The organism is Candidatus Zixiibacteriota bacterium, assembly GCA_040756055.1.
In the GTDB taxonomy this organism is placed as follows: Bacteria; Zixibacteria; MSB-5A5; order GN15; family FEB-12.
In genome coordinates, this window is the sequence record JBFLZR010000004.1 from 222,055 (window position 1) to 239,599 (window position 17,545).

Annotated in this window: 22 protein-coding genes and 1 tRNA gene; 4 read left to right on the plus strand and 19 right to left on the minus strand. The window is 51.6% G+C overall.

Annotated elements, in window-relative coordinates; all coding sequences use genetic code 11:
* Nucleotides 1-35 precede the first annotated feature (35 nt).
* The 3 genes from AB1483_09185 to AB1483_09195 are packed head-to-tail and all read right to left on the minus strand — an operon-like array spanning nt 36 to nt 2,266.
* On the minus strand, nt 36-1,202 hold the full coding sequence (locus AB1483_09185) for a pilus assembly PilX N-terminal domain-containing protein (protein MEW6412631.1): 1,167 nt from the start codon (nt 1,200-1,202) through the stop codon (nt 36-38).
* Between the two features lie 15 nt (nt 1,203-1,217).
* Nucleotides 1,218-1,814 carry a prepilin-type N-terminal cleavage/methylation domain-containing protein gene (locus tag AB1483_09190; protein ID MEW6412632.1) on the minus strand — a complete coding sequence of 199 codons (597 nt, stop codon included), beginning with the start codon at nt 1,812-1,814 and terminating at the stop codon, nt 1,218-1,220.
* A gap of 17 nt (nt 1,815-1,831) precedes the next feature.
* A complete protein-coding gene (locus AB1483_09195) occupies nt 1,832-2,266 on the minus strand; it encodes a prepilin-type N-terminal cleavage/methylation domain-containing protein (protein ID MEW6412633.1) in 435 nt (144 codons plus the stop codon).
* 771 nt (nt 2,267-3,037) lie between these two features.
* Here AB1483_09195 and AB1483_09200 point away from each other — a divergent pair.
* The 4 genes from AB1483_09200 (at nt 3,038) to AB1483_09215 (ending at nt 5,877) form a co-directional block, all read left to right on the plus strand.
* Nucleotides 3,038-4,060, plus strand: coding sequence for a transglutaminase family protein (locus AB1483_09200; protein ID MEW6412634.1), 1,023 nt, complete (start codon nt 3,038-3,040; stop codon nt 4,058-4,060).
* Nucleotides 4,061-4,075: 15 nt separating this feature from the next.
* Nucleotides 4,076-4,807 (plus strand): hypothetical protein, encoded by a 732-nt coding sequence (locus AB1483_09205; GenBank protein ID MEW6412635.1) that lies wholly within the window; start codon nt 4,076-4,078, stop codon nt 4,805-4,807.
* A gap of 4 nt (nt 4,808-4,811) precedes the next feature.
* Entirely contained in the window at nt 4,812-5,333 is a 522-nt protein-coding gene (locus AB1483_09210) for a hypothetical protein (protein ID MEW6412636.1), read from the plus strand.
* 241 nt (nt 5,334-5,574) lie between these two features.
* On the plus strand, nt 5,575-5,877 hold the full coding sequence (locus AB1483_09215; GenBank protein MEW6412637.1) for a hypothetical protein: 303 nt from the start codon (nt 5,575-5,577) through the stop codon (nt 5,875-5,877).
* 188 nt (nt 5,878-6,065) lie between these two features.
* On the opposite strand, the gene AB1483_09220 is transcribed toward AB1483_09215, so the two are convergent.
* The 16 genes from AB1483_09220 to AB1483_09295 all read right to left on the minus strand — a co-directional run bounded on the left by AB1483_09220 (nt 6,066) and on the right by AB1483_09295 (nt 17,543).
* A tRNA-Ser gene (locus tag AB1483_09220) sits at nt 6,066-6,156 on the minus strand.
* A gap of 80 nt (nt 6,157-6,236) precedes the next feature.
* Nucleotides 6,237-7,649, minus strand: coding sequence for a FapA family protein (locus AB1483_09225; GenBank protein MEW6412638.1), 1,413 nt, complete (start codon nt 7,647-7,649; stop codon nt 6,237-6,239).
* A 12-nt stretch (nt 7,650-7,661) separates the two neighbouring features.
* Nucleotides 7,662-8,066, minus strand: coding sequence for a response regulator (locus tag AB1483_09230; GenBank protein ID MEW6412639.1), 405 nt, complete (start codon nt 8,064-8,066; stop codon nt 7,662-7,664).
* Nucleotides 8,067-8,136: 70 nt separating this feature from the next.
* Nucleotides 8,137-8,553, minus strand: coding sequence for a response regulator (locus AB1483_09235; GenBank protein MEW6412640.1), 417 nt, complete (start codon nt 8,551-8,553; stop codon nt 8,137-8,139).
* A gap of 121 nt (nt 8,554-8,674) precedes the next feature.
* Complete coding sequence (locus AB1483_09240) at nt 8,675-9,031, minus strand: hypothetical protein (protein MEW6412641.1); 357 nt, start codon at nt 9,029-9,031, stop codon at nt 8,675-8,677.
* Nucleotides 9,012-9,386 (minus strand): response regulator, encoded by a 375-nt coding sequence (locus AB1483_09245; GenBank protein ID MEW6412642.1) that lies wholly within the window; start codon nt 9,384-9,386, stop codon nt 9,012-9,014. Before AB1483_09245 ends, AB1483_09240 begins: the two co-directional genes overlap by 20 nt.
* A gap of 1 nt (nt 9,387) precedes the next feature.
* Entirely contained in the window at nt 9,388-11,154 is a 1,767-nt protein-coding gene (locus AB1483_09250; protein ID MEW6412643.1) for a histidine kinase dimerization/phospho-acceptor domain-containing protein, read from the minus strand.
* Complete coding sequence (locus AB1483_09255; protein ID MEW6412644.1) at nt 11,147-12,016, minus strand: GAF domain-containing protein; 870 nt, start codon at nt 12,014-12,016, stop codon at nt 11,147-11,149. The genes AB1483_09250 and AB1483_09255 overlap by 8 nt, the downstream gene beginning before the upstream one ends.
* A gap of 11 nt (nt 12,017-12,027) precedes the next feature.
* A complete protein-coding gene (locus AB1483_09260; protein ID MEW6412645.1) occupies nt 12,028-12,633 on the minus strand; it encodes a hypothetical protein in 606 nt (201 codons plus the stop codon).
* Between the two features lie 11 nt (nt 12,634-12,644).
* A complete protein-coding gene (locus AB1483_09265; protein MEW6412646.1) occupies nt 12,645-13,157 on the minus strand; it encodes a PilZ domain-containing protein in 513 nt (170 codons plus the stop codon).
* Nucleotides 13,158-13,174: 17 nt separating this feature from the next.
* The gene (locus AB1483_09270; protein ID MEW6412647.1) at nt 13,175-13,933 is read right to left on the minus strand and encodes a hypothetical protein; all 759 of its coding nucleotides are present in this window, start codon (nt 13,931-13,933) and stop codon (nt 13,175-13,177) included.
* Entirely contained in the window at nt 13,930-14,667 is a 738-nt protein-coding gene (locus AB1483_09275; GenBank protein ID MEW6412648.1) for a flagellar brake domain-containing protein, read from the minus strand. Before AB1483_09275 ends, AB1483_09270 begins: the two co-directional genes overlap by 4 nt.
* Nucleotides 14,668-14,682: 15 nt before the next feature.
* Complete coding sequence (locus tag AB1483_09280; GenBank protein MEW6412649.1) at nt 14,683-15,867, minus strand: DUF2225 domain-containing protein; 1,185 nt, start codon at nt 15,865-15,867, stop codon at nt 14,683-14,685.
* An 18-nt stretch (nt 15,868-15,885) separates the two neighbouring features.
* Entirely contained in the window at nt 15,886-16,305 is a 420-nt protein-coding gene (locus tag AB1483_09285; protein ID MEW6412650.1) for a hypothetical protein, read from the minus strand.
* A 17-nt stretch (nt 16,306-16,322) separates the two neighbouring features.
* Nucleotides 16,323-16,637: a hypothetical protein gene (locus AB1483_09290; protein ID MEW6412651.1), complete on the minus strand. Its 315-nt coding sequence runs from the start codon at nt 16,635-16,637 to the stop codon at nt 16,323-16,325.
* Between the two features lie 33 nt (nt 16,638-16,670).
* Complete coding sequence (locus tag AB1483_09295) at nt 16,671-17,543, minus strand: FliA/WhiG family RNA polymerase sigma factor (protein ID MEW6412652.1); 873 nt, start codon at nt 17,541-17,543, stop codon at nt 16,671-16,673.
* Between the last annotated feature and the right edge of the window lie 2 nt (nt 17,544-17,545).

Genomic DNA, 17,545 nt, shown 5'->3' on the forward strand with positions numbered 1-17,545 from the left:
CTCATTATCTATCAAAGCCGCTCAGGGCGATTTATCTAATTCTCCTGCCAGGCGATCATCAACATCTTGCCGGTTGTGCCATAGGGCACTTCCGCCAATGCCATGTCGTAGTGAATACTGCCGGTGTTGAGCGCGTCTATCGATTCCGCGATTATCGAGCCGTACCAATCGCAACTCTGTCCCAGGTCGACATCGGCATCGGGGCCGTAGAACGCAACGTACAGTTCCGTATCGTTACCTACCGACACGATTTGTCCGTCGGAGAATATCATACAGTCGGCCGGATCTTCGGTCGGATTCACGGAGGTGTTATTCTCCAGAGTGAGAGTCCCATCGAGATAAATCACGGCAGATTCGCCCGGCGCCACCATCAGACACGAGTTCGCGGTGAGCGTTATATCTTTAAGATAGTATACACCGGTGTGGAGGTAGGCCGTGTCAGATGTCCCGAGTATAAGAGACGGCATGGGCGCGGTCCAGGCAAAGTCACCGGTGATACCGGTCATATTATCGTTGTCGGCCGCGGCATCATCGAAATCGGATTGCGGGATGCTGTCGAGTACATACGGGTCAATGCTATCATCGGTAACGCCGATGACTGTGCATGTGGCACAGACGGTAATCCCGCCGGCATCGGAGGTGGTAGCATCGCCGGCGACATAGGCCGACTGATCAAGAAAGATTGTGCCGTTGGAGGCAATATCGCCGCCCGTGAGCGTATCAACGGTTGTAGCATAGGTACCGGAGTCAGAATTGTAGGAGTCAGTGCACGTGTTGTTGACCATATTGATACCATCTTCGCCGAACATGGCAAACTGGAACGGGTAAATCAGTTCAGGTACAACGAGGGCGGTGATATTCGCGTTGGCATCTTCGACTGAACCCGCCGACCTGATGGTGACGGTATCATACATCGGCTGAGCCGTATCGCCGTGGATAATGATGGTGGAGTAAAACCCCCGCTCGAAACTCACCTGTGAGTAGGCCGTATCGAGATCATTGTCCGCGTTGAGGTCCACAAAGGCTCTTTTGAGTCCCGCTTCGGCGACATAGAATGCCAGGTCGCCGTTCAGCTGGTTGAACGACAGGTCTATATCTGTCTGTGCCGTATTTACCGCCATAATTGCCGCAATCGTCAAAATTAACATAAGCCCCAATGTTATAAGTAGCGCCCCACCGTTGCTGCTCTGAAGCTGCTTCATCAAGTTGTCTCCTCCTCACATCGAGACATTTCGCATGTTTACGCGCTCCGTATTGGAAAAAATTCTAAAGCCGTTATTGGAATCCCACGACTCATCCCATTTGGTTGTCTGCACCTGAATTGTGACCGCCATCTCGCTGGTGCCGATCGGTACGAAATTGATAGAAGTAATGAAGTCGGAGAACACCTGCGGTGAGCCGCTGTTTTCCTGTTTCATCAGTTTATAGAGCTTGGTTCCCACGGGCAGGTGCGGGATGGCGACATACTCGGTGTCCGAATACTCCTGAAGGAAGTAAAGCACCGTGTCGGCGTCATCGATAGTATCGGTGGCACTGAAATAGACCGAAAGGCTGCAGCCGTTGGTCTCCCAGTCCGGGTGAGTGTCAAGCAGGTATCCCGCCATGCGCAAGGTCTTTCCGATTTCCTGAAGGCTTGAGCGGCAGACCTGCTGCATGTCGGATATTTCCTGCTGGGTTATGACCTGCTGATGCATGGTAACATAGAACTGGAAAGCGGCCGCCGCCAGTATGCCGGTAATCAGCACCGCGATTAGCAGTTCGATCAGGGTGAAACCGGATTCTTTACGAGAGTAATTGATTCTATCCGTAAGCATCGGTGGCTCCTCTTTCATCAATCGTTGGTCATGTACGTGGAATGTTTGGTGGATCGCGGAGTACCCATTTTATCGGTCCATTGGATGATTACATCGACCTTACACAGTGACGGAGGATTGCTCGCGACAGCATCGGCCGGCGTCAGGATAATTCTTCGCTGGTATCCCAACGTATCGGTGAGGGATACAGTCTCCATCGGCAGTTCAAAAGTCTCGGGTTGTGAGACATCCGCCGGCATCAGGACACCCATAGCTTCGTAGCGTTCGAGTTGCTGTTTGGCAAGCTCGGTGGCGATGGAGAAATCGCGGGAGATGCTGTTTCCTTCGATCGAGAGGACAACCATAGGTGCTAGTCCCAGAATTCCCACTGCAAGCACGACCATACTGATGAGCACTTCCAGAAGGCTCAGGCCATGGTCTTCCGAGATTCGGTTTCTTTGTTTATTAAACATATGCTCGATTATCCTTTCGGTTGCACGGTAATATGTGGTCCGGACGAACCGTCCCTTTTCTGAAGTTATCGGCTTTGCGGAGGAAATCTTTAGCGGGGCCGCGACAGGTTGCGCGGGCGTAACAAATTGTCTTTATTAGAGTTAGTTGATGGCGGGGGTGGATTGATAGTAAATTCAACCGGCAATTCATTACGTACGGGGCGAAGCAGGGAAATACCGAAAGTTCTTTCTGACGACGGGCCCCAACGGGCAAGGGATTCCGGTCTGCATCGGACTGGGAGGCGGATGTGTCAGGTCAGAATTCCGGCTTCGTCAAAATCAAGACCTGACACAACGGCTAACGCTGGTCTCCTTGCATAGCATACAATATTTCTTTCAAGGTGAATATATGCCAATGTGTAAACCATCTGCCCGGAATGAACTGTAAAGTTTGAACTTCCGGCCTTCGAGTTATGAGCCGATTAAGTTGTCCAAGCAATAGAAAATACCAGATACTAACCTGTAGTAATAGCAATTACCTACGGGAAACCAAGTGTCTGGTGTTTTTCCTTATTTTCTGCTGTTTTGGCTAATTCTTCTAGAAAACTGTTAGAAAGAGGTATGGGTCAGACTGGTGTCAGCTGCCCGCCGAAGTCGATGTCTTTCCCCTATTACTTCGGGCTACGAATCCGATTGCTCCTCATCAGGCTTTTAACAGATATTTCGCATTTGCCTTTCAAGCCAGCCATCAGTATATTCAACTCAAGCAGATATTAAGTGCGGAGGAAATCATTGCGGCGGACACTCACATACCTGTTTATCACAGCCCTTATCATCGGATGCGTTTCTACGCAAAGCTTTACTGCAGACTATGCCGAGAGCAGCCGGTCTGATTACAGCCTTTGCGATTTGCCATCGATACCTGAACAAGATGTTGATATCGGCCTGTGGGCTCTTGTAATTGCCAAAGAATGCGACAGCAGTGTCCAGATAAACAAATATCTTCACACCCTCGACACGATGGCATTGCGAATTCAGTATATGGTCGGACCCCGTGAAGGTGACATGGTTCGACTGCTGATGACGAAAATGTACCAATTCGAACCGGGCGAATGGAATAGCGGCAATATTTTTTCGTATGATCTGAATGACCCCTTTGGTGAACAGCCCGGAGCCAGGCTTCTTACGACCTATTTGGATACCCGCAAGGGCAATTGCGTTAGTATGCCTACGCTCTTTCTGGCCCTTATGGAGAGAGTAGCTCCCGACGTGCCTTTCAACGGTGTCTCAGCACCCCTTCATCTGTTTTGCCGATTGCATGATCGCCAGGATGGCAATATTTGGAATGTTGAATCGACTAATGGCGGTGAACCCGCCAGAGAGCAGTGGTATATTAAAACCCTTGGAATCAGCAGGTTGGCCATTGACAGTGGATCATATATGCGTGACCTTACCAAGAAGGACTTTATCGCTGAGCTACTGGGTATCTTAGTCTCGAAGTATCGAAATGCCCGTGAATACGAAAAAGCGCTGGATTTTGCGGAACTTATGCTGAAACTGAACCCCAGATCATTGAATGGTTTGGTACAAAAAGGAGCACTGTTGGCTTGGGTGGGCCTCACGTTACAGGAACAATTGATGGTACAGCAGCGTCATCCATCAGCGGAAGAGGCCGACAAGTTAGGGCTTTACAAGGTGGAGTCAGACAAATATATTGAAAGAGCACGAACTCTCGGATGGGAGCCCGAGACACCGGGGTCGCGGGAGGATTACCTGAGAACCATAAGAGCGGCACAATCTATAGGATCGAAATGAGAGGGAGACAATTGGATGAAGAATTCTGACCTTTTGATTGGCGTAGTGGCAGCGCTGGCGGCAATGCTCTTGCCGATGCAGGCGACGGGGAGGTTTGTTGCCACCGATCCGCACGCTTTCAAATATCCGTCGATTTCTCCTTACGTCTATGTGGCGAATAATCCGCTGATCTATCTCGATCCAGATGGAAAAGACATTCTGAATGACCAAAGGAATGTTATTAGCAATAGTCAGGTGTTCTGGAGTTTAGTAATATTTAACGCCACCCTTGGTGGTATTACAGGGAAAGATCCGAGTGATATTTCTATTACGGTAACTGGAGGGGATCGGCATATAGAAGGGGACGGTGCCTACTCTTGTACTGACGGGAAATTCGTAACCAGAAATAAGAAGACACTTCACGCTGTGGAGAATGGTGCCAGAGCAGTTGATGTACGACCGGTCCCGGAGATTTCGTGGAATGATATATATAAGGCAGCACGATTGACCGGTTATACCCAAATTCTAAATGAACACAATCACTATCACTTTGGATTGCCGCCAGAAAGTGCCTCGCCGAGCTGTGAGGAATGTCAGAAACCCTATGTGGATTTCGAAGCGATTGAGTTTGGACACAACAAAAACACCAGGGGAAAAGGTTTTAAGGTAATTCATGGCTGGGTGTGGCGTAAAGCTGTCTACAAAGACGGTAGCGAAGAAATCGTTGAGCGATACCCCGTGACTGTTGTTGTGTCTGACGATGAATGAGTCTATGATGAAGGCTAATTTAGTGAGAGTAAACACCGTGTCCCTGCCGACTTGTATTACCGTTGTGGTGGTGTTTACATTGCTATTGGCGGGAGGTCACTCCGCTGGAAGGCAAAAAGACTGCCAAGACTTCTGGGAATACACCTACCCATACATTGAGGAAATTCATACTGGGCCACTAATTGAATTGAAGGACAGCACGCGCTTGGAGTTCTCGGGGAGTTATGATACAAGCAAGTATGTCGGTTACTACTACCGAGTGCTTATTTCGAATGCTAAAGAATGGGGCTCTATTATTGTAGACAAAATTAGCGTGATAAGAACTCATGATGAATACGACGAGCGTGTGATAGACACTTCGTATTTTATCGACTACCCTTCACTTCTTAAGTCGGAAGGCACTGAAATCAGGTTCATTGAATGGTCCTCATCGACGAAAATTAAGGTTGAATTGTTTCGCCACGATTGTTACGAGTTTTCACTAAGTCCGGATCCCGACAGCGTAACTGCCAATATCTGCAAGTAAGATGGCAGGACAACCTTGGAAAGACAACAAGGTGAACAGGACCCTCCAAGAGAGGAAGAAAGTAAAAAGGGGGGTGACGCAAAATGATGTCCAGGCATTCGTTGATACTTTTTAAGACAGTACGCTGGGCGGTTGCGATATCTTCTCTGCTACTGATGACAGCAAACTGTCAGGACTCGAGAGATGACTCTGGACGGCCTATGCCGGTGTATGAGGAGGGCTGCAGGCCTCTGATGAAAGCATGCATCAGGAGTGGTTGCAAACCGATGGTGAACTAACGATTGTATTTGGGAAGAAACTGGTTTTACTGCTAAATCCGAATGCTTTTTATGAGGAGTTTTCTGTTGATACAATTGATTATGAAAGATTCATAGAGGGTCTGGATAATATGGCAGAGCAACGTCATCCATCAGCGGAAGAAGCGGGCAAGTTAGGGCTTTACAAGGTTGATCCAAGGGCAGAACCCTCTTCCACAATAGAATACAATCGTGAGCGGTTCTGCCAATCTTCGATATTAACACTTACAACACTTCGATTCGATTGAAAAATCTTTTCACGGCAAAACCACTGCCGGGTTTTTCCCTACGAAGACTACGAATTTCATCCGTTCGTCCATCACGCTGGTCTTCTTCTATGGCATACAATACCTCTTTCAAAGTGAATAGATGCCAATGTGTAAACCATCTGCCCGGAAAGAACTGTTAAGGATGTGCTCGGAATATACCTAATAAGCGGAGAGGCAGGGATTCGAACCCTGGGTAGAGCCATTAGCCCTACAACGGATTAGCAATCCGCCGCCTTCAGCCAACTCGGCCACCTCTCCGTTCATTTTGTCAGGACGTCAAAAAATATAGGAATTTGGGCAGCAATATCAAGAGATTTAATGCTCGATAGAGCGGATATTTATTCATAAGGGGCCACGAGGATCCTCTTGCCTTCGAGTTTCAGGCGGCATTTTTTGGCGTCTTTGAGGATTTCCTTGTAGACAATCCCGAAGGCCGCCCTGACCCCGGGATAGAGGGTATCTTCGGCGATTATGGCCGCACCCTCGAGTTGGGCCAGGGTATCTTCGATTTGAGTCATTTCTTCGGCCAGTTTGTCCAGGGTGGCCGGGATATCCTCTTTTAGTTTTTCGAGTTGCCCCAGGGCTTCCTGTTGCTGCGGGCTGAGTTTGCCGTCGATTTGCTGCCGGTAAAGGGTGTAGAGAGCCTCTTTTACTTTAGCCATATCCTCTTGCAGCCGTTTTGTCTCGGCGACGTTTTCCTCGTACTTCTGCATAAGAGCGGCATCGTAGGCTACGGCCAGGCGGGTGACGGTCCCAACATTCGAGCCAAGGAAACTGGCTTTGATTTCCTTGTAGGCTTTAACATCTCCCCCGACAATCTTTCCTTTTTTACCTTTCACCCAGACATTTCCACCGGCTATAATCCGGCAGTTAATTACCTCACCTCCCACGTAGATATCGCCGCCAGCCTCGATACGCTGCCCTTCGGCATATTTCAGGAAGATGTCGCCGTCGGCGCGCATTTTCCCTTCGCCTTTTCCGAAGAAGCCGCCTTTGATCATGATATTTCCTTTGACATCGATATCGCAGTCTTCGACATTGCCGTTGACTTCGAGATCGCCGTCGATCTTCAACTCGAACCCGGTTTTAATGCCTCCCTGAACCCGAACCGAGCCGCGGCAATCGATATTTCCGACATTGAAATCCACGTCGCCTTTTACAGTCATAACGTCATTGACGGCCACTTTGCCATAGAGATAGATGATGGCGCCGCTGGCGGCGGCCAGAAGTTTCATGCCGTCCTCTGAGACAACCGTGTTGATGCCGTGTTTGAAGGGGATATCCCTGCCATCGACACCCTTGATAGGCTTGCCGTAGACATTGTATCCGGGGATGCAGGGTGTTGGCGGTGTTTTGCTCACCAGCAGACCGCCTTTTTCGATGTTCTGGACGAAGTGAATGTTTTTGTAGTCGATGCGGCCGTCACGATCGACATCGGGGCGATGGTCGTGGCTGGTATCGAAGTGATAGGCAAATTGGGAGTTTTCGCCCCGTTTCGGGGGAATTCCCTTTGCCACCGTTATGGGCTCGTTGAAGGCGGATTCTTCGACAGCTTTTTCGATGGCTGACCTGTCCAGGCCATAGGTGATTTCCGCCTTTTCGATTTCTTCGAGGATTTCCTCGACGGTAATCGGCGGGTCTTCAACGGGCGGTTCGCGCAGAATAATAGAGGCGGTCATTGAGTCTTTAGTAACCGTCACAGCGACCCTGCGCCGCGGTGTGGTGGCAAGTTGGCCGGCGTCACTGACCATCAGTAATTCCTATCAGGTTGCCTGGGACACTCTCCCTTTTGAGGATAAGAGTCGCCAGTAGGCTCGTTCAACGACGAGCGAGATCTCATAGCTTTTGAACGGTTTGGTGATATATTCGTCGGCTCCAAGCAGCAGAGCGTCCTTGACAGTATAGGTATCACCGTATGCCGTCATGATAATCACCCCGGTTTGCGGGTGTTCCTGCTTAACGTGCTTCAGAAGCTCGAATCCGTTCATACGCGGCATTTTCATATCGGAGATGACGAGATCGATCTGGTTGGAGTTGAGGATTTCCAGGGCCGCGACGCCGTCTTCAGCGGTAAGGATATTATACCCTTCGCGCGCCAGGATTTTCTCAAGCAGATTACGCATCATCTCTTCGTCATCGACAATCAACACGGACACGGAGCTTTTCATCTGCTCATTCCCCCTTTATGTAGTTGGGACTCACACATACTCACTAATTCAAAAATTCATGTTCGGCCGCTCATTTGTTGAGAGTGGCCATCACCTCAGCGATGAAGTTTTCGAGCATGATGGGTTTGTACATAACGCGGCAGGCGCCCATTACGCCGGCCTCGTTGACTATTTTCTCCGTGGCGTTTCCCGTGATAATCATGACGGGAACGTGCGGAGAGACCTGCTTGATGGCAGCCAGGACCTCGAGTCCCGACATTTCGGGCATTATGAGGTCGAGGGTGATCAGGTCATAGTTGTTGCTTCGCGCTTTCTCGATAGCATCGGCGCCGTTATCGGCCATTTCTACCGTGAAGGCGCTGGTCAGTTCGCAGAAATCGCGAAAGACCTCCTGAATCCATTTCTCGTCGTCGACAATCAAGACCCTGAACGGGTCGCCCCGCTGCTCGGCCATCTCGTTGAGTTTTTTAATGTACTCTTGCGCCATGGTTTGAATTCCTTATTTCCGCTTGTGATGACATCGATCACCCGGCTCACTTCCCTGTTTCGGGTATTGCTTGACCGGCCGCGCAGCGACTTTCGTACGATGAATCGAGTGTCATCTTTGTTTATATTTTTATATCCGTTTCTTTCGCCAGGGTCGACATGATTTCATGACATTGCCGCAGGATAGACTCGAGTTTACGTTCGATGTGATCGACTCCCGAAACGGAGGGGACATCGAACGCCATCGTGACTTTATTGCGAGCCGCCGCGATGACCGTAGCCAGTTCCTGCACGACTTTTACCGAGCCGTTTATTAGTCTGATGAACTCGGGTTCCATGCGGTTGAGATCGTCGGAATGCGCCTTGGCTTTGGCCAGATATATGGCCAGATTCAAGGCGAGCGTTTTAACGGTCTCGTTGAGTTCATCGACCTGCGCGAGCAGTTCCAATTCGGTGTTTCTATCTTGTTCCTTGTTCACCTGTCACCATCAATTCTCGAATATTCTGTTTCAGCGGCTCAAGATCCGACGATTTGACGACATACCGGTCGGCCAGCCAGGAGTTGAAGTCGGCCTTGTAGGTGCTGTAGGCCGAATTGACGACCAGGCAGGTGTCGGGCGCTGCTTGACGCAGTTTCCCCAACAGTTCCAACCCGGACATACCCGGCATTTCGATATCGACAATTGCCAGGGCGTAATTTTGTCGCGAGACCTGCTGTAAAGCCTCCTCGGCGTTGCTCGCAGTCTCTACAGTATAGCCATCCCTTGTCAATTCGGCCTTGTAGAGCAGTCTCAGGCTGTCATCGTCATCCACTATGAGAATATTGCCTGGCATACTATTTCTCCTGTGCTAGGGGGAGTTCAACGAATACGGTCGGGGCGCTGCTTCCCTCGCAATTGATTCCAAACGAGCCGCCGTGGTACCTTATGGTTTCGCCGGCCACCAGAATCATAAGGCGCAGCGACGCCTTGTTTTCGCTGAATACTTGTTTGAGGGCTTTGACCGTCTTTTCGCGGTCACGTCCCTCGACATTTAACTTTATCAACATCAGTGCCGTATTATTCTTGCGTTCGGTTCTGACCTCGGCGCTGCCGGGTGGGATGAGATCTTCGGCCACGAGCCTGAAGAACTGGTAGAACGCATGCGAAAGCTGGTCATAGTTGCCGAAAATTTTCATCGGCTGGGGAGCTAGCGAAAGAGTAATATTCACGTCGAGTTTGCGCAGCCGGCCTTTGAGCAATTTGAGGTTTTTATCGACCAGTTCGGAGAAGCTGAATTCGCTCTGGTCGCACATGCTGGCCTTGTGAAAATCCAGAACCTGGTTGAGGATAGCCTCGCTGCGGGCTGTCTCGCTGGCGATAATCTGCAGATACTGTTTCTGCTCTTCGCTGGTGTCGGACTTGAGCATAAGATTGGCAAAACCGCCGACGACAGCCAGAGGGTTGCGAAGTTCGTGGGCGATGGCAGCCGTCAGTTCTCCGATGATCGACAGCTTCTCCATCTTGATAATGTGGTCCTGGGATTCACCCAGAAGGATATTCAGTTGTTCGAGCTGGGAGGCGCGGGCGATCTGTTCTTCATACAGTCGGGAACGCTCCATGGCGACGGCAGCCTGGTTTGCCAGGATTTGAAGTAGCTGGACCGCTCCATCGGATATGGGTTTTCCGGTAATGGCGCAGTCGGCGGCCAGCAAGCCGGTCAGATGTCCTTTGCTGACCATGGGGACGAGAGCCATGTTGCGACTTCCGAGTCGATCCAGAAACGATGCCGTGAGAGGGTCGATCTCGTCGCCGGCCGCGAGATTAATCCAGGCTCCCTGCCGGCAGGCGGTGGCGATCATCGATTCCTTTGTCAGGTCAAAGGTCATATTTTCGATGAGCTTGTTGGTCGAATCCACTTTGCGCAGCGAGTCTCTCGTTTCCGGCTGGAGGAGTTGGTCCAGCGAGAGTCCCCGCGATTCGAGATCGCGCCAGATATTACCAGCCTCCTCGGCCGAGGTGGGTCCCACAGCGAGATGACCCTTAAGGCAGAGCGACTCTGAATCGTACAGAAAAAGAAAAGCACGATTGAACCCGAGTCCCTGCGACGCGGTGGCTCCCGTGAGGATAACCTCGAGTATTTGTTCGAGTTCACACGATGACGACAGTGACGACGCCACGGTGGAGAGAATATTGAGATCTTCGAAATCGTCAACGGAATCAGGACCAAGCGTCTGGCTCGAGTCGGATTCTCTTACGACGCCGAGGATCATTTCCGGCTCTCCGGACTGCGGCGGAACCGCCTTGCAGCATATGTCGAGCACCAGATAAAGACCGTTGGGATTGGTGCATGCGATATTTTTCTGACAGAATGACCGCGAGTTATCGAGAATACCGGGGACCATGCCGGCCAGGCCGGTTGCCAGGATAGTATCGATAGCCGATATGTGTTGTTGCCCCCAGTTGTCGGCGCTGAGCGCGAAGATTCTCGCGGCCGCCCTGTTGTAGCGTATCAGGAACCCGTCGCGGTTCAAAAGAAACAGGCCGACATCGACGCAATCCAACGCCTGCCAGAGGGAGGCATTGGCGGCGGCCGGTCCGGTCTGTGCTACGGCATCATACATTTCTTACCGCCATCTCTTTGTCACGGGGCTCGTCCTGCCCGGCATCCTCGGCCGTAGAGCGAATGTCATTATAAAGCTCAAGGATTTTCTCGTTGATCGCTCTGAGTTTGTTGGTGGCGTTTTCCATGCGTTTGATCCTGGAAAGAGTCTTCTGTTCGAAGGTGGTTGCTTCCATCAACATGCACTGGAGATTGCCGAGCAATACGGAGAGTGAATTGTTTATGTCGTGGTTGATAACCGCGATGGTTTTGGAGAGGTCCAGAATTTGTTGTCTGGGCAAAGTGATGGTCTCCGCGCCATCGGGGCACACTATAATTTTCGCTGTTCGCCTGGTCAGATCCTCGAATTTTTTCTGGTAGGCGAGTTTTTCGAGTGAGAGTCCGATATGATTGGCCACCGTCATCATAACGTCAGCCTGCTCGGCGCCGAAAGCCCCGGGGGTGTTGCTTCCCAGGTTTATGACGCCGATGACTTCATCGGAAACCGTCAGCGGCACCGAAAGAAACGAGGCGAGATCGGTATCGGGGTTGAAATCTCTTCGTCCGGTCCGGTCGGAAAGCACGGTGGGTTTCCCGCTGTGCGCAGTCCAGCCGGTCAGTCCCTGTCCGCCGTCAATATTGAAAAAGTCCAGGGCGACGACTCGATGGCCCAGGCTGGCCGTTTCCTTGAGCTGCTTTGAGTCGCGATCGAACAGGAAGACGGTCGCGGCGTCGAAAGCCACAAGTTTTTTCAGTCTGCCCAGGATGAAGCTGAAAGTTTCGGCATCCGGCGCAGCCTTGCGGCATGCGGACGCGATTTCGGCCACCAGCGCGAGTTCGCTTGTCGTGGTGCGTGCTGCTTTTGACGAACGTTTTGGCTTCATATCGTTGCCGCTTATCGACCTCCGGCCACAGCCAGCACCCGGTCGCTCAGGAGTTCACACAGGTTGTCTTCAAGTTCCGCAAAGAAGCGTACTTTGTCAGGCGCTGTCAGATGAAGGTCAGGGTCGTTTTTGTCATCATCCATGGTTGCCTGGAAAATCCGCGGACCTTTTCGCTCGATTCTGAAAGGTTCCGCCATCACCAGTTTGCCTCGCGTGAGGTCAATCAGGCGAATCTCCCCCTCGATGATGCCGACACTTTCATACTTGTGGACCACCAGCGGGATGTGGAAGCCTTTGCGCGTTTCGAGTCGTTCGCTGATAATTTCCACGGTTACCAGGTATCGGCCGCCTGTTTCTCGTCCCCACTCGACGAGGCTGTCGACATTCAGATAATCGTGGGGGAAAGCCGGTTCAATATCACTGTCGCCGTCAACAAGGCAGACGCGTACATCGGCCTTGCGCGAGAGGTGGCGCTTAAGGACCTGGCCAACCTGCGAGTCGCTGTAGGCGAACCGTGGCGCGATGACATTGACGAGAATGTCACGATCGGTCGGGGCTGATAGCAGCCCGCCGGCCAGCAGGATCACCATCAACGATATCCCATATCGTTTTCTCAAAACTATGCTCCTTATTGGGCAGCCGAATCGGTGTACAGATAACGGCTGAGAACCTCGTGTACCCTGTCTTCGAAACCGCTGATATTCTCGCTGAGGAGGTCAAGCTCGGCCTGGGAGAGCAGGTCTTTGAGATTTTCCCTGGCGATGAATTCGATACCGGCCAGGTATCCTTCATCATCCTTTTCGATCCGCTTGACGACGCCGAGGATGTTATCAAGCTTCAGGCTTCCCTGAAGGGTGAGTCGCATCAGTACGATATCGGCGTTGTTGAGAGGCTGGTCCAGATCGACCAAAACGCCCCCGGCGGAGATATTGAGGATATTGCCCTGGAGGTGGTATTCATCTTCCGGGGTGAAATTCGACAGACAGTCTTTGACGGACTTCATGTCAACAGGACCGGTAATTTCCAGGCGGATAAACCGGCGCTTGTTTTCGTATTCCATCTTGAAGGGTTTTCTGACTTCAACTTTTTGGTCCCCGATGTCGATCTCGGAGACGAACTTGACTCTGTCATCGCTCTTCATATAATTGCTCCTGTTTATTACTGTTGCAGTCGAACTGCCAATTCTTTGTTCAATTCTTTTCTCCGGGCGTCGCTGTACTCGAACACGACCGGAGGAAATTTCTTTATAGCTGCCATATCGAAGTGTCTTTCTTTTGCTTCGCTGACAATAAACTCTATGCCGACGCGGTAGCGGAACCGGTCGATGGCGTGTGCGTAGCGGACCTGTCCAATGATAAGAGCCGGAAATCCGACATCACGCAGATCGATACTCAGCAGCAGGTAGGTGGTTTCGTTCAATTGCTTCGGCAGGCACAGCTGAATGCCGCCGCTGGAGAAGTTGATGGAATCGGTTTCTATCCATCTGAGTTTGCCGATGCGCTGGGGGTCGAAATCGCGCGACGGGAGTACGGCGCACTTTACCGCGCGGTTCATGTCATAGCGGGTGTACCGGCGTCGCGACAGCGGCACCAGTTTCTCTCCCAGATGCAGAGTGCACTTTCCGCCGCCGGTTCTTTTGAGTCTGGCATCGACCGAAATTCGTTGACCGCGGTAGACAAACTGTACAATCGTTTTCTGGTTATTTATCAGGCTGTCGATCATACCGTTGGCGCCGCTTCGATCGACCGTAATGGCTCCGTTGGAAACGAGTATAACCTTGGCCGCGAGCGCTTTGCCTTCATACTGTTCGGTATAAAGAACGACCTCATGTCCGACCAGCGAGGACAGATCCACATCGTTGATGTCGATGGAGGTGCTTTCCATTGGCAGACCATGATCGCTATCGGACATACTCATATCAGCCCCTTTTTTCTTAGTTCTATCTGCTGCTGAAAAACGAATGTTACCAGCCGGTTCTGAGCGGCGTGGTCGAATTCGACGACGCTTGACGGGAGATTGGCCAGTTCGCTGCCGTAAAGATAATGGGTCAGACTGTCGGCCCGAATAAATTCGATTCCGGCATACAGGCGATTGTCCTTTCGCAGGCTGCGGCGACAGATGGCGGCAATCGGCTGCGGCAGATGCAGTTTGGAAAACACGTCGGCTTTGACAAGGAGAATATCGGGCGGCTCGAGATTGTCGTCACAACATACCAGCATACCGCCGCCGCTGATATTTTCACAGGCCGACTGGCGCCAGACCAGCTTGCGGTTGAAGTCGCGCGAACCGAGATTGGCATAACGAATATTGCCGAACATTTCGATGCGTACGAACTGACGCCTCTGGATTCTCCGTATTTCGCCGGGCAGACTGAGAGCGTGCGCCTGCTGACCTTCCCTTTCAATCTTGTTTATCTGGGAGTAGAACTGATACACGGCATCTTCCTTGATGACCAGTACCACCACTTCGCAGTTGTTTCGCAGCAGGGTACGTCCCTGCTGGAATTCCGGATTGCAGACGATTATGGCATCATCGGTGAAGTCTTCGATTCTGGTCAGGTAGACGCCTTTGCTGTCGCCCTCGCCGACTACAATCTCGATTTTCTCCCAGAGTCGCAGCGGTTCCGGTATTTGAGGCAGTGTTAGTTGCATATACTCCATTCTCCCCTAGGCTGACTTGAGGGCCTCCATGTTTGCTTTTCCCTGCTCGATGGCGAGCTCGAGTATTTTGCGTGCGAGGGCCGTTCGTGACGGATCCTTGCGGTTCTGGTAGATGAATTCCTGCCCGTGCTTGATAGTGCTGTTGAAATACTGACGGGCCTGGTCATAATCGCCGATTCGACGGGAGAGCTCCGCAATCAGGTAAGAGGCCTGGATCTGCTGGTTGCCCGGGGAGATATCCCGGCCGCCGGCGAAAGCCTCGACGTAGTAATGAATGGCTTTCTCCATGGCTTCCTTTTCGTTGGTGACAATGCCACCCCACCGGCTTTTCAGGGTGAGAAGGAATTCGGTGAAAGAGTGATACCGGCCGAAAGCCACGCCGGCGTCGCCGCCGGCGTCGCCGAGGGCAGCCGCCTTGTACTCGTTAAGAAGGGTGGAGTATTCCTCGATCTTCTTTTCCGAGTCGACGATGAGATTTTCGAGATCGTTTATTCCCGGCTGGAATTTTTCACGGTAGGGAAACATCCGCGACTTAACGTCGGCCGTTAGTTCGCCGCTCTCGAAGTGTGACAGCAGATGACGGGAGAATGATTCAAGTCGCGCGCGACTATTGCTGATGGCCTCTTTCATCTGGTGGAACTGGGTGTCGATTTCAAGCATCAATCCCTTGAGAAACTGCACACCGGGGTTTTCGCCTCTCTCGAGATCGCGGTAAACCCAGGCAATTCTCAGGTAGAATCGACCGAGATCGAGGTTGCTCGAACGTTCGGCCAGCTCTTCATCGAAGATAGCCAGGTGCAGCTTGAGAATCGCCGTCTCGTTGGGGTGCCCGGTGACATTGAGCGCCTCACCCATGGTGCGAATGATTGAGTCGGCCGTGGCCAGTTGGTCAAGATGTTTTTCCTTGACGGTTTTCAGACGGTAGGCTCTGAAGTTGTTATCGTTTTTCCAGTCTTTAAAGCTGTTGGAAAATTCTCTCGTATAAAAGCAATTACTACAGGTAGCGGTGAAGAATACCAGCGGGTTGTACGCCTGATACCGCGGGTATCGCCACTGGATTTCCTTGGGGCAGAAATCCGTGTCACGCCCGTTTTCGTAGAATGCGCCCACCTTGACCGTTTCGTATTCGTTGATCGTTTTGCAGATAGGGCATTCTACCTTTGACAAAAAGAATGGGCTTTCGTTTGACATGTTTATCTCCGTTATCAGTTACCTTCCGCTCATGCTCAGCAGGGAAAGCTCCGCTTCTGAGATGGGAAGTACCCGTTTTATTCTTTCGCTGGTGGCTCCGGCTTTCAGCATGCTTCGCGCGATCCTTATGATTTCAGCCCTGTCGCGCCTGTCGCCGCCGTGGGGTTGTTCGGCCCTGACAGCCCTGGTCTCGATATCAGCGGCTGTAGCATTTTCATGAGCGAGCCTGATAAACTCCACGCGGCGTTTTTCGGTCGGAGTCGATATGACTTCATCGGCCGGCGGGGTTACCTCGGCTGTCTGCACAGGCTCGGCAACGGGAGCGCTTTTCTTGCGTCCCGCGAAGAGTGAGTAAATGAGTACCGAAACAGCTCCGGCCAGCAGGTAGCCTCCTATGTTCAAGGCCATATCAATCATGAATTCCTGTGAAATTTCCATTTTCACAAACCCCTTGTTTATGCAGTTAAATCTATATGTTCAGTTTCTGTTTTTTCCTGGACCGGTTCGGATTGAGTTTCGGGCTTGCTTTCGCCCTGAGCGTGCTGATCCGGTTCGGCAGGTGTTTGCTCGTTGGCATTCGTTTCGCTTTTGAGAATCACTTCGTCTCGTTTAGCGCGTTTTTTCCTTTTGAGCTTTTCCTTCATTTTTTCTTTCAGAGCGTTGGAGAAGCCATTGTCCTTCTTTTCCGGGTTGGACGGATCGGCCGGGTTAACCCGGTCTGAGGGCTGATGCTCCGGACCGATATCGATACGTTCGAGTGATTCCGTCATCGCTTTGGCTCCTCAAGGTCGCGCCGGTCCGGCTCAAGCGGTCAGCGCGAATTTCTCCCTGACCATCGTTCGGAGTTTGACGACCGCGCGGGTATGAATCTGCGAAACGCGCGATTCCGAGATTGACATTACCTCGCCAATCTCCTTCAACGTCAGTTCCTCGTAGTAATAAAGGGCTATGACCAGTTTCTCCTGCCTGGAGAGCCGGTCGATGGCCACGCCGAGAAACGACTTCAATTCTTTCTTTTCTATTTCACCGAGGACACTGAGTGTCTCCCGGTCTATAACTGTCTCAATACGCGGCACTTGCCGGTTGTCGTCTTCGCGATATATCACCTCATCGAGCGACAGGATACCGGTGCCGGAAACGTCCTCAAGGGTGTTGTGCAGCTCTTCGAGCGAGATATTCATTTGTTTGGCCAGTTCCGTTTTTTCCGGCGGCCGTCCCAAATCGTTTTCGAGCACGCAGTAGGCTCTTTCGATCTCGCGCGATTTGGCGCGGGTCGAGCGCGGTACCCAGTCGAGAGCCCTGAGCTCGTCGAGGATAGCGCCCCTTATGCGCGGGACGGCATATGTTTCGAACTTGACGCCACGATTCGGATCGAAATTCGAAAAAGCTTCAATCAAACCAATCACGCCGGTGGAGATCAGGTCGGACAATTCGACCGATCTCGGAAAACCCATAGCCATACGCGTTGCCACGTTTCGGACGAGCGGGATATACTTAGCGAGCAGGTCCTTGCGAATTTCGTCCGTGCCAAGTCGATGGTATCGGGACCAATCCCGATCGCTGACGTCCCATTGTTTAATTCTTCTTTTCCTGGTTTGGGAAAAGGTGTTTTCTAAAATCTCGGGCTTTGCGTTTTCGTCAGCTCTCTTCGTTTGGTTTTTAATTACGGTAACCATTT

Bases quoted from the DNA above. Each gene is read 5' to 3' on its own strand.
- AB1483_09225 (MEW6412638.1), bottom strand. From the start codon at position 7,649: ATGGTCAGTGACGCCGGCCAACTTGCCACCACACCGCGGCGCAGGGTC.
- AB1483_09245 (MEW6412642.1), bottom strand. From the start codon at position 9,386: ATGCCAGGCAATATTCTCATAGTGGATGACGATGACAGCCTGAGACTG.
- AB1483_09275 (MEW6412648.1), bottom strand. From the start codon at position 14,667: ATGCAACTAACACTGCCTCAAATACCGGAACCGCTGCGACTCTGGGAG.
- AB1483_09185 (MEW6412631.1), bottom strand. From the start codon at position 1,202: ATGAAGCAGCTTCAGAGCAGCAACGGTGGGGCGCTACTTATAACATTG.
- AB1483_09285 (MEW6412650.1), bottom strand. From the start codon at position 16,305: ATGGAAATTTCACAGGAATTCATGATTGATATGGCCTTGAACATAGGA.
- AB1483_09195 (MEW6412633.1), bottom strand. From the start codon at position 2,266: ATGTTTAATAAACAAAGAAACCGAATCTCGGAAGACCATGGCCTGAGC.
- AB1483_09190 (MEW6412632.1), bottom strand. From the start codon at position 1,814: ATGCTTACGGATAGAATCAATTACTCTCGTAAAGAATCCGGTTTCACC.
- AB1483_09230 (MEW6412639.1), bottom strand. From the start codon at position 8,066: ATGAAAAGCTCCGTGTCCGTGTTGATTGTCGATGACGAAGAGATGATG.
- AB1483_09265 (MEW6412646.1), bottom strand. From the start codon at position 13,157: ATGAAGAGCGATGACAGAGTCAAGTTCGTCTCCGAGATCGACATCGGG.
- AB1483_09270 (MEW6412647.1), bottom strand. From the start codon at position 13,933: ATGAGTATGTCCGATAGCGATCATGGTCTGCCAATGGAAAGCACCTCC.
- AB1483_09205 (MEW6412635.1), top strand. From the start codon at position 4,076: ATGAAGAATTCTGACCTTTTGATTGGCGTAGTGGCAGCGCTGGCGGCA.
- AB1483_09250 (MEW6412643.1), bottom strand. From the start codon at position 11,154: ATGTATGATGCCGTAGCACAGACCGGACCGGCCGCCGCCAATGCCTCC.
- AB1483_09290 (MEW6412651.1), bottom strand. From the start codon at position 16,637: ATGACGGAATCACTCGAACGTATCGATATCGGTCCGGAGCATCAGCCC.
- AB1483_09215 (MEW6412637.1), top strand. From the start codon at position 5,575: ATGCATCAGGAGTGGTTGCAAACCGATGGTGAACTAACGATTGTATTT.
- AB1483_09255 (MEW6412644.1), bottom strand. From the start codon at position 12,016: ATGAAGCCAAAACGTTCGTCAAAAGCAGCACGCACCACGACAAGCGAA.
- AB1483_09235 (MEW6412640.1), bottom strand. From the start codon at position 8,553: ATGGCGCAAGAGTACATTAAAAAACTCAACGAGATGGCCGAGCAGCGG.
- AB1483_09280 (MEW6412649.1), bottom strand. From the start codon at position 15,867: ATGTCAAACGAAAGCCCATTCTTTTTGTCAAAGGTAGAATGCCCTATC.
- AB1483_09210 (MEW6412636.1), top strand. From the start codon at position 4,812: ATGATGAAGGCTAATTTAGTGAGAGTAAACACCGTGTCCCTGCCGACT.
- AB1483_09295 (MEW6412652.1), bottom strand. From the start codon at position 17,543: ATGGTTACCGTAATTAAAAACCAAACGAAGAGAGCTGACGAAAACGCA.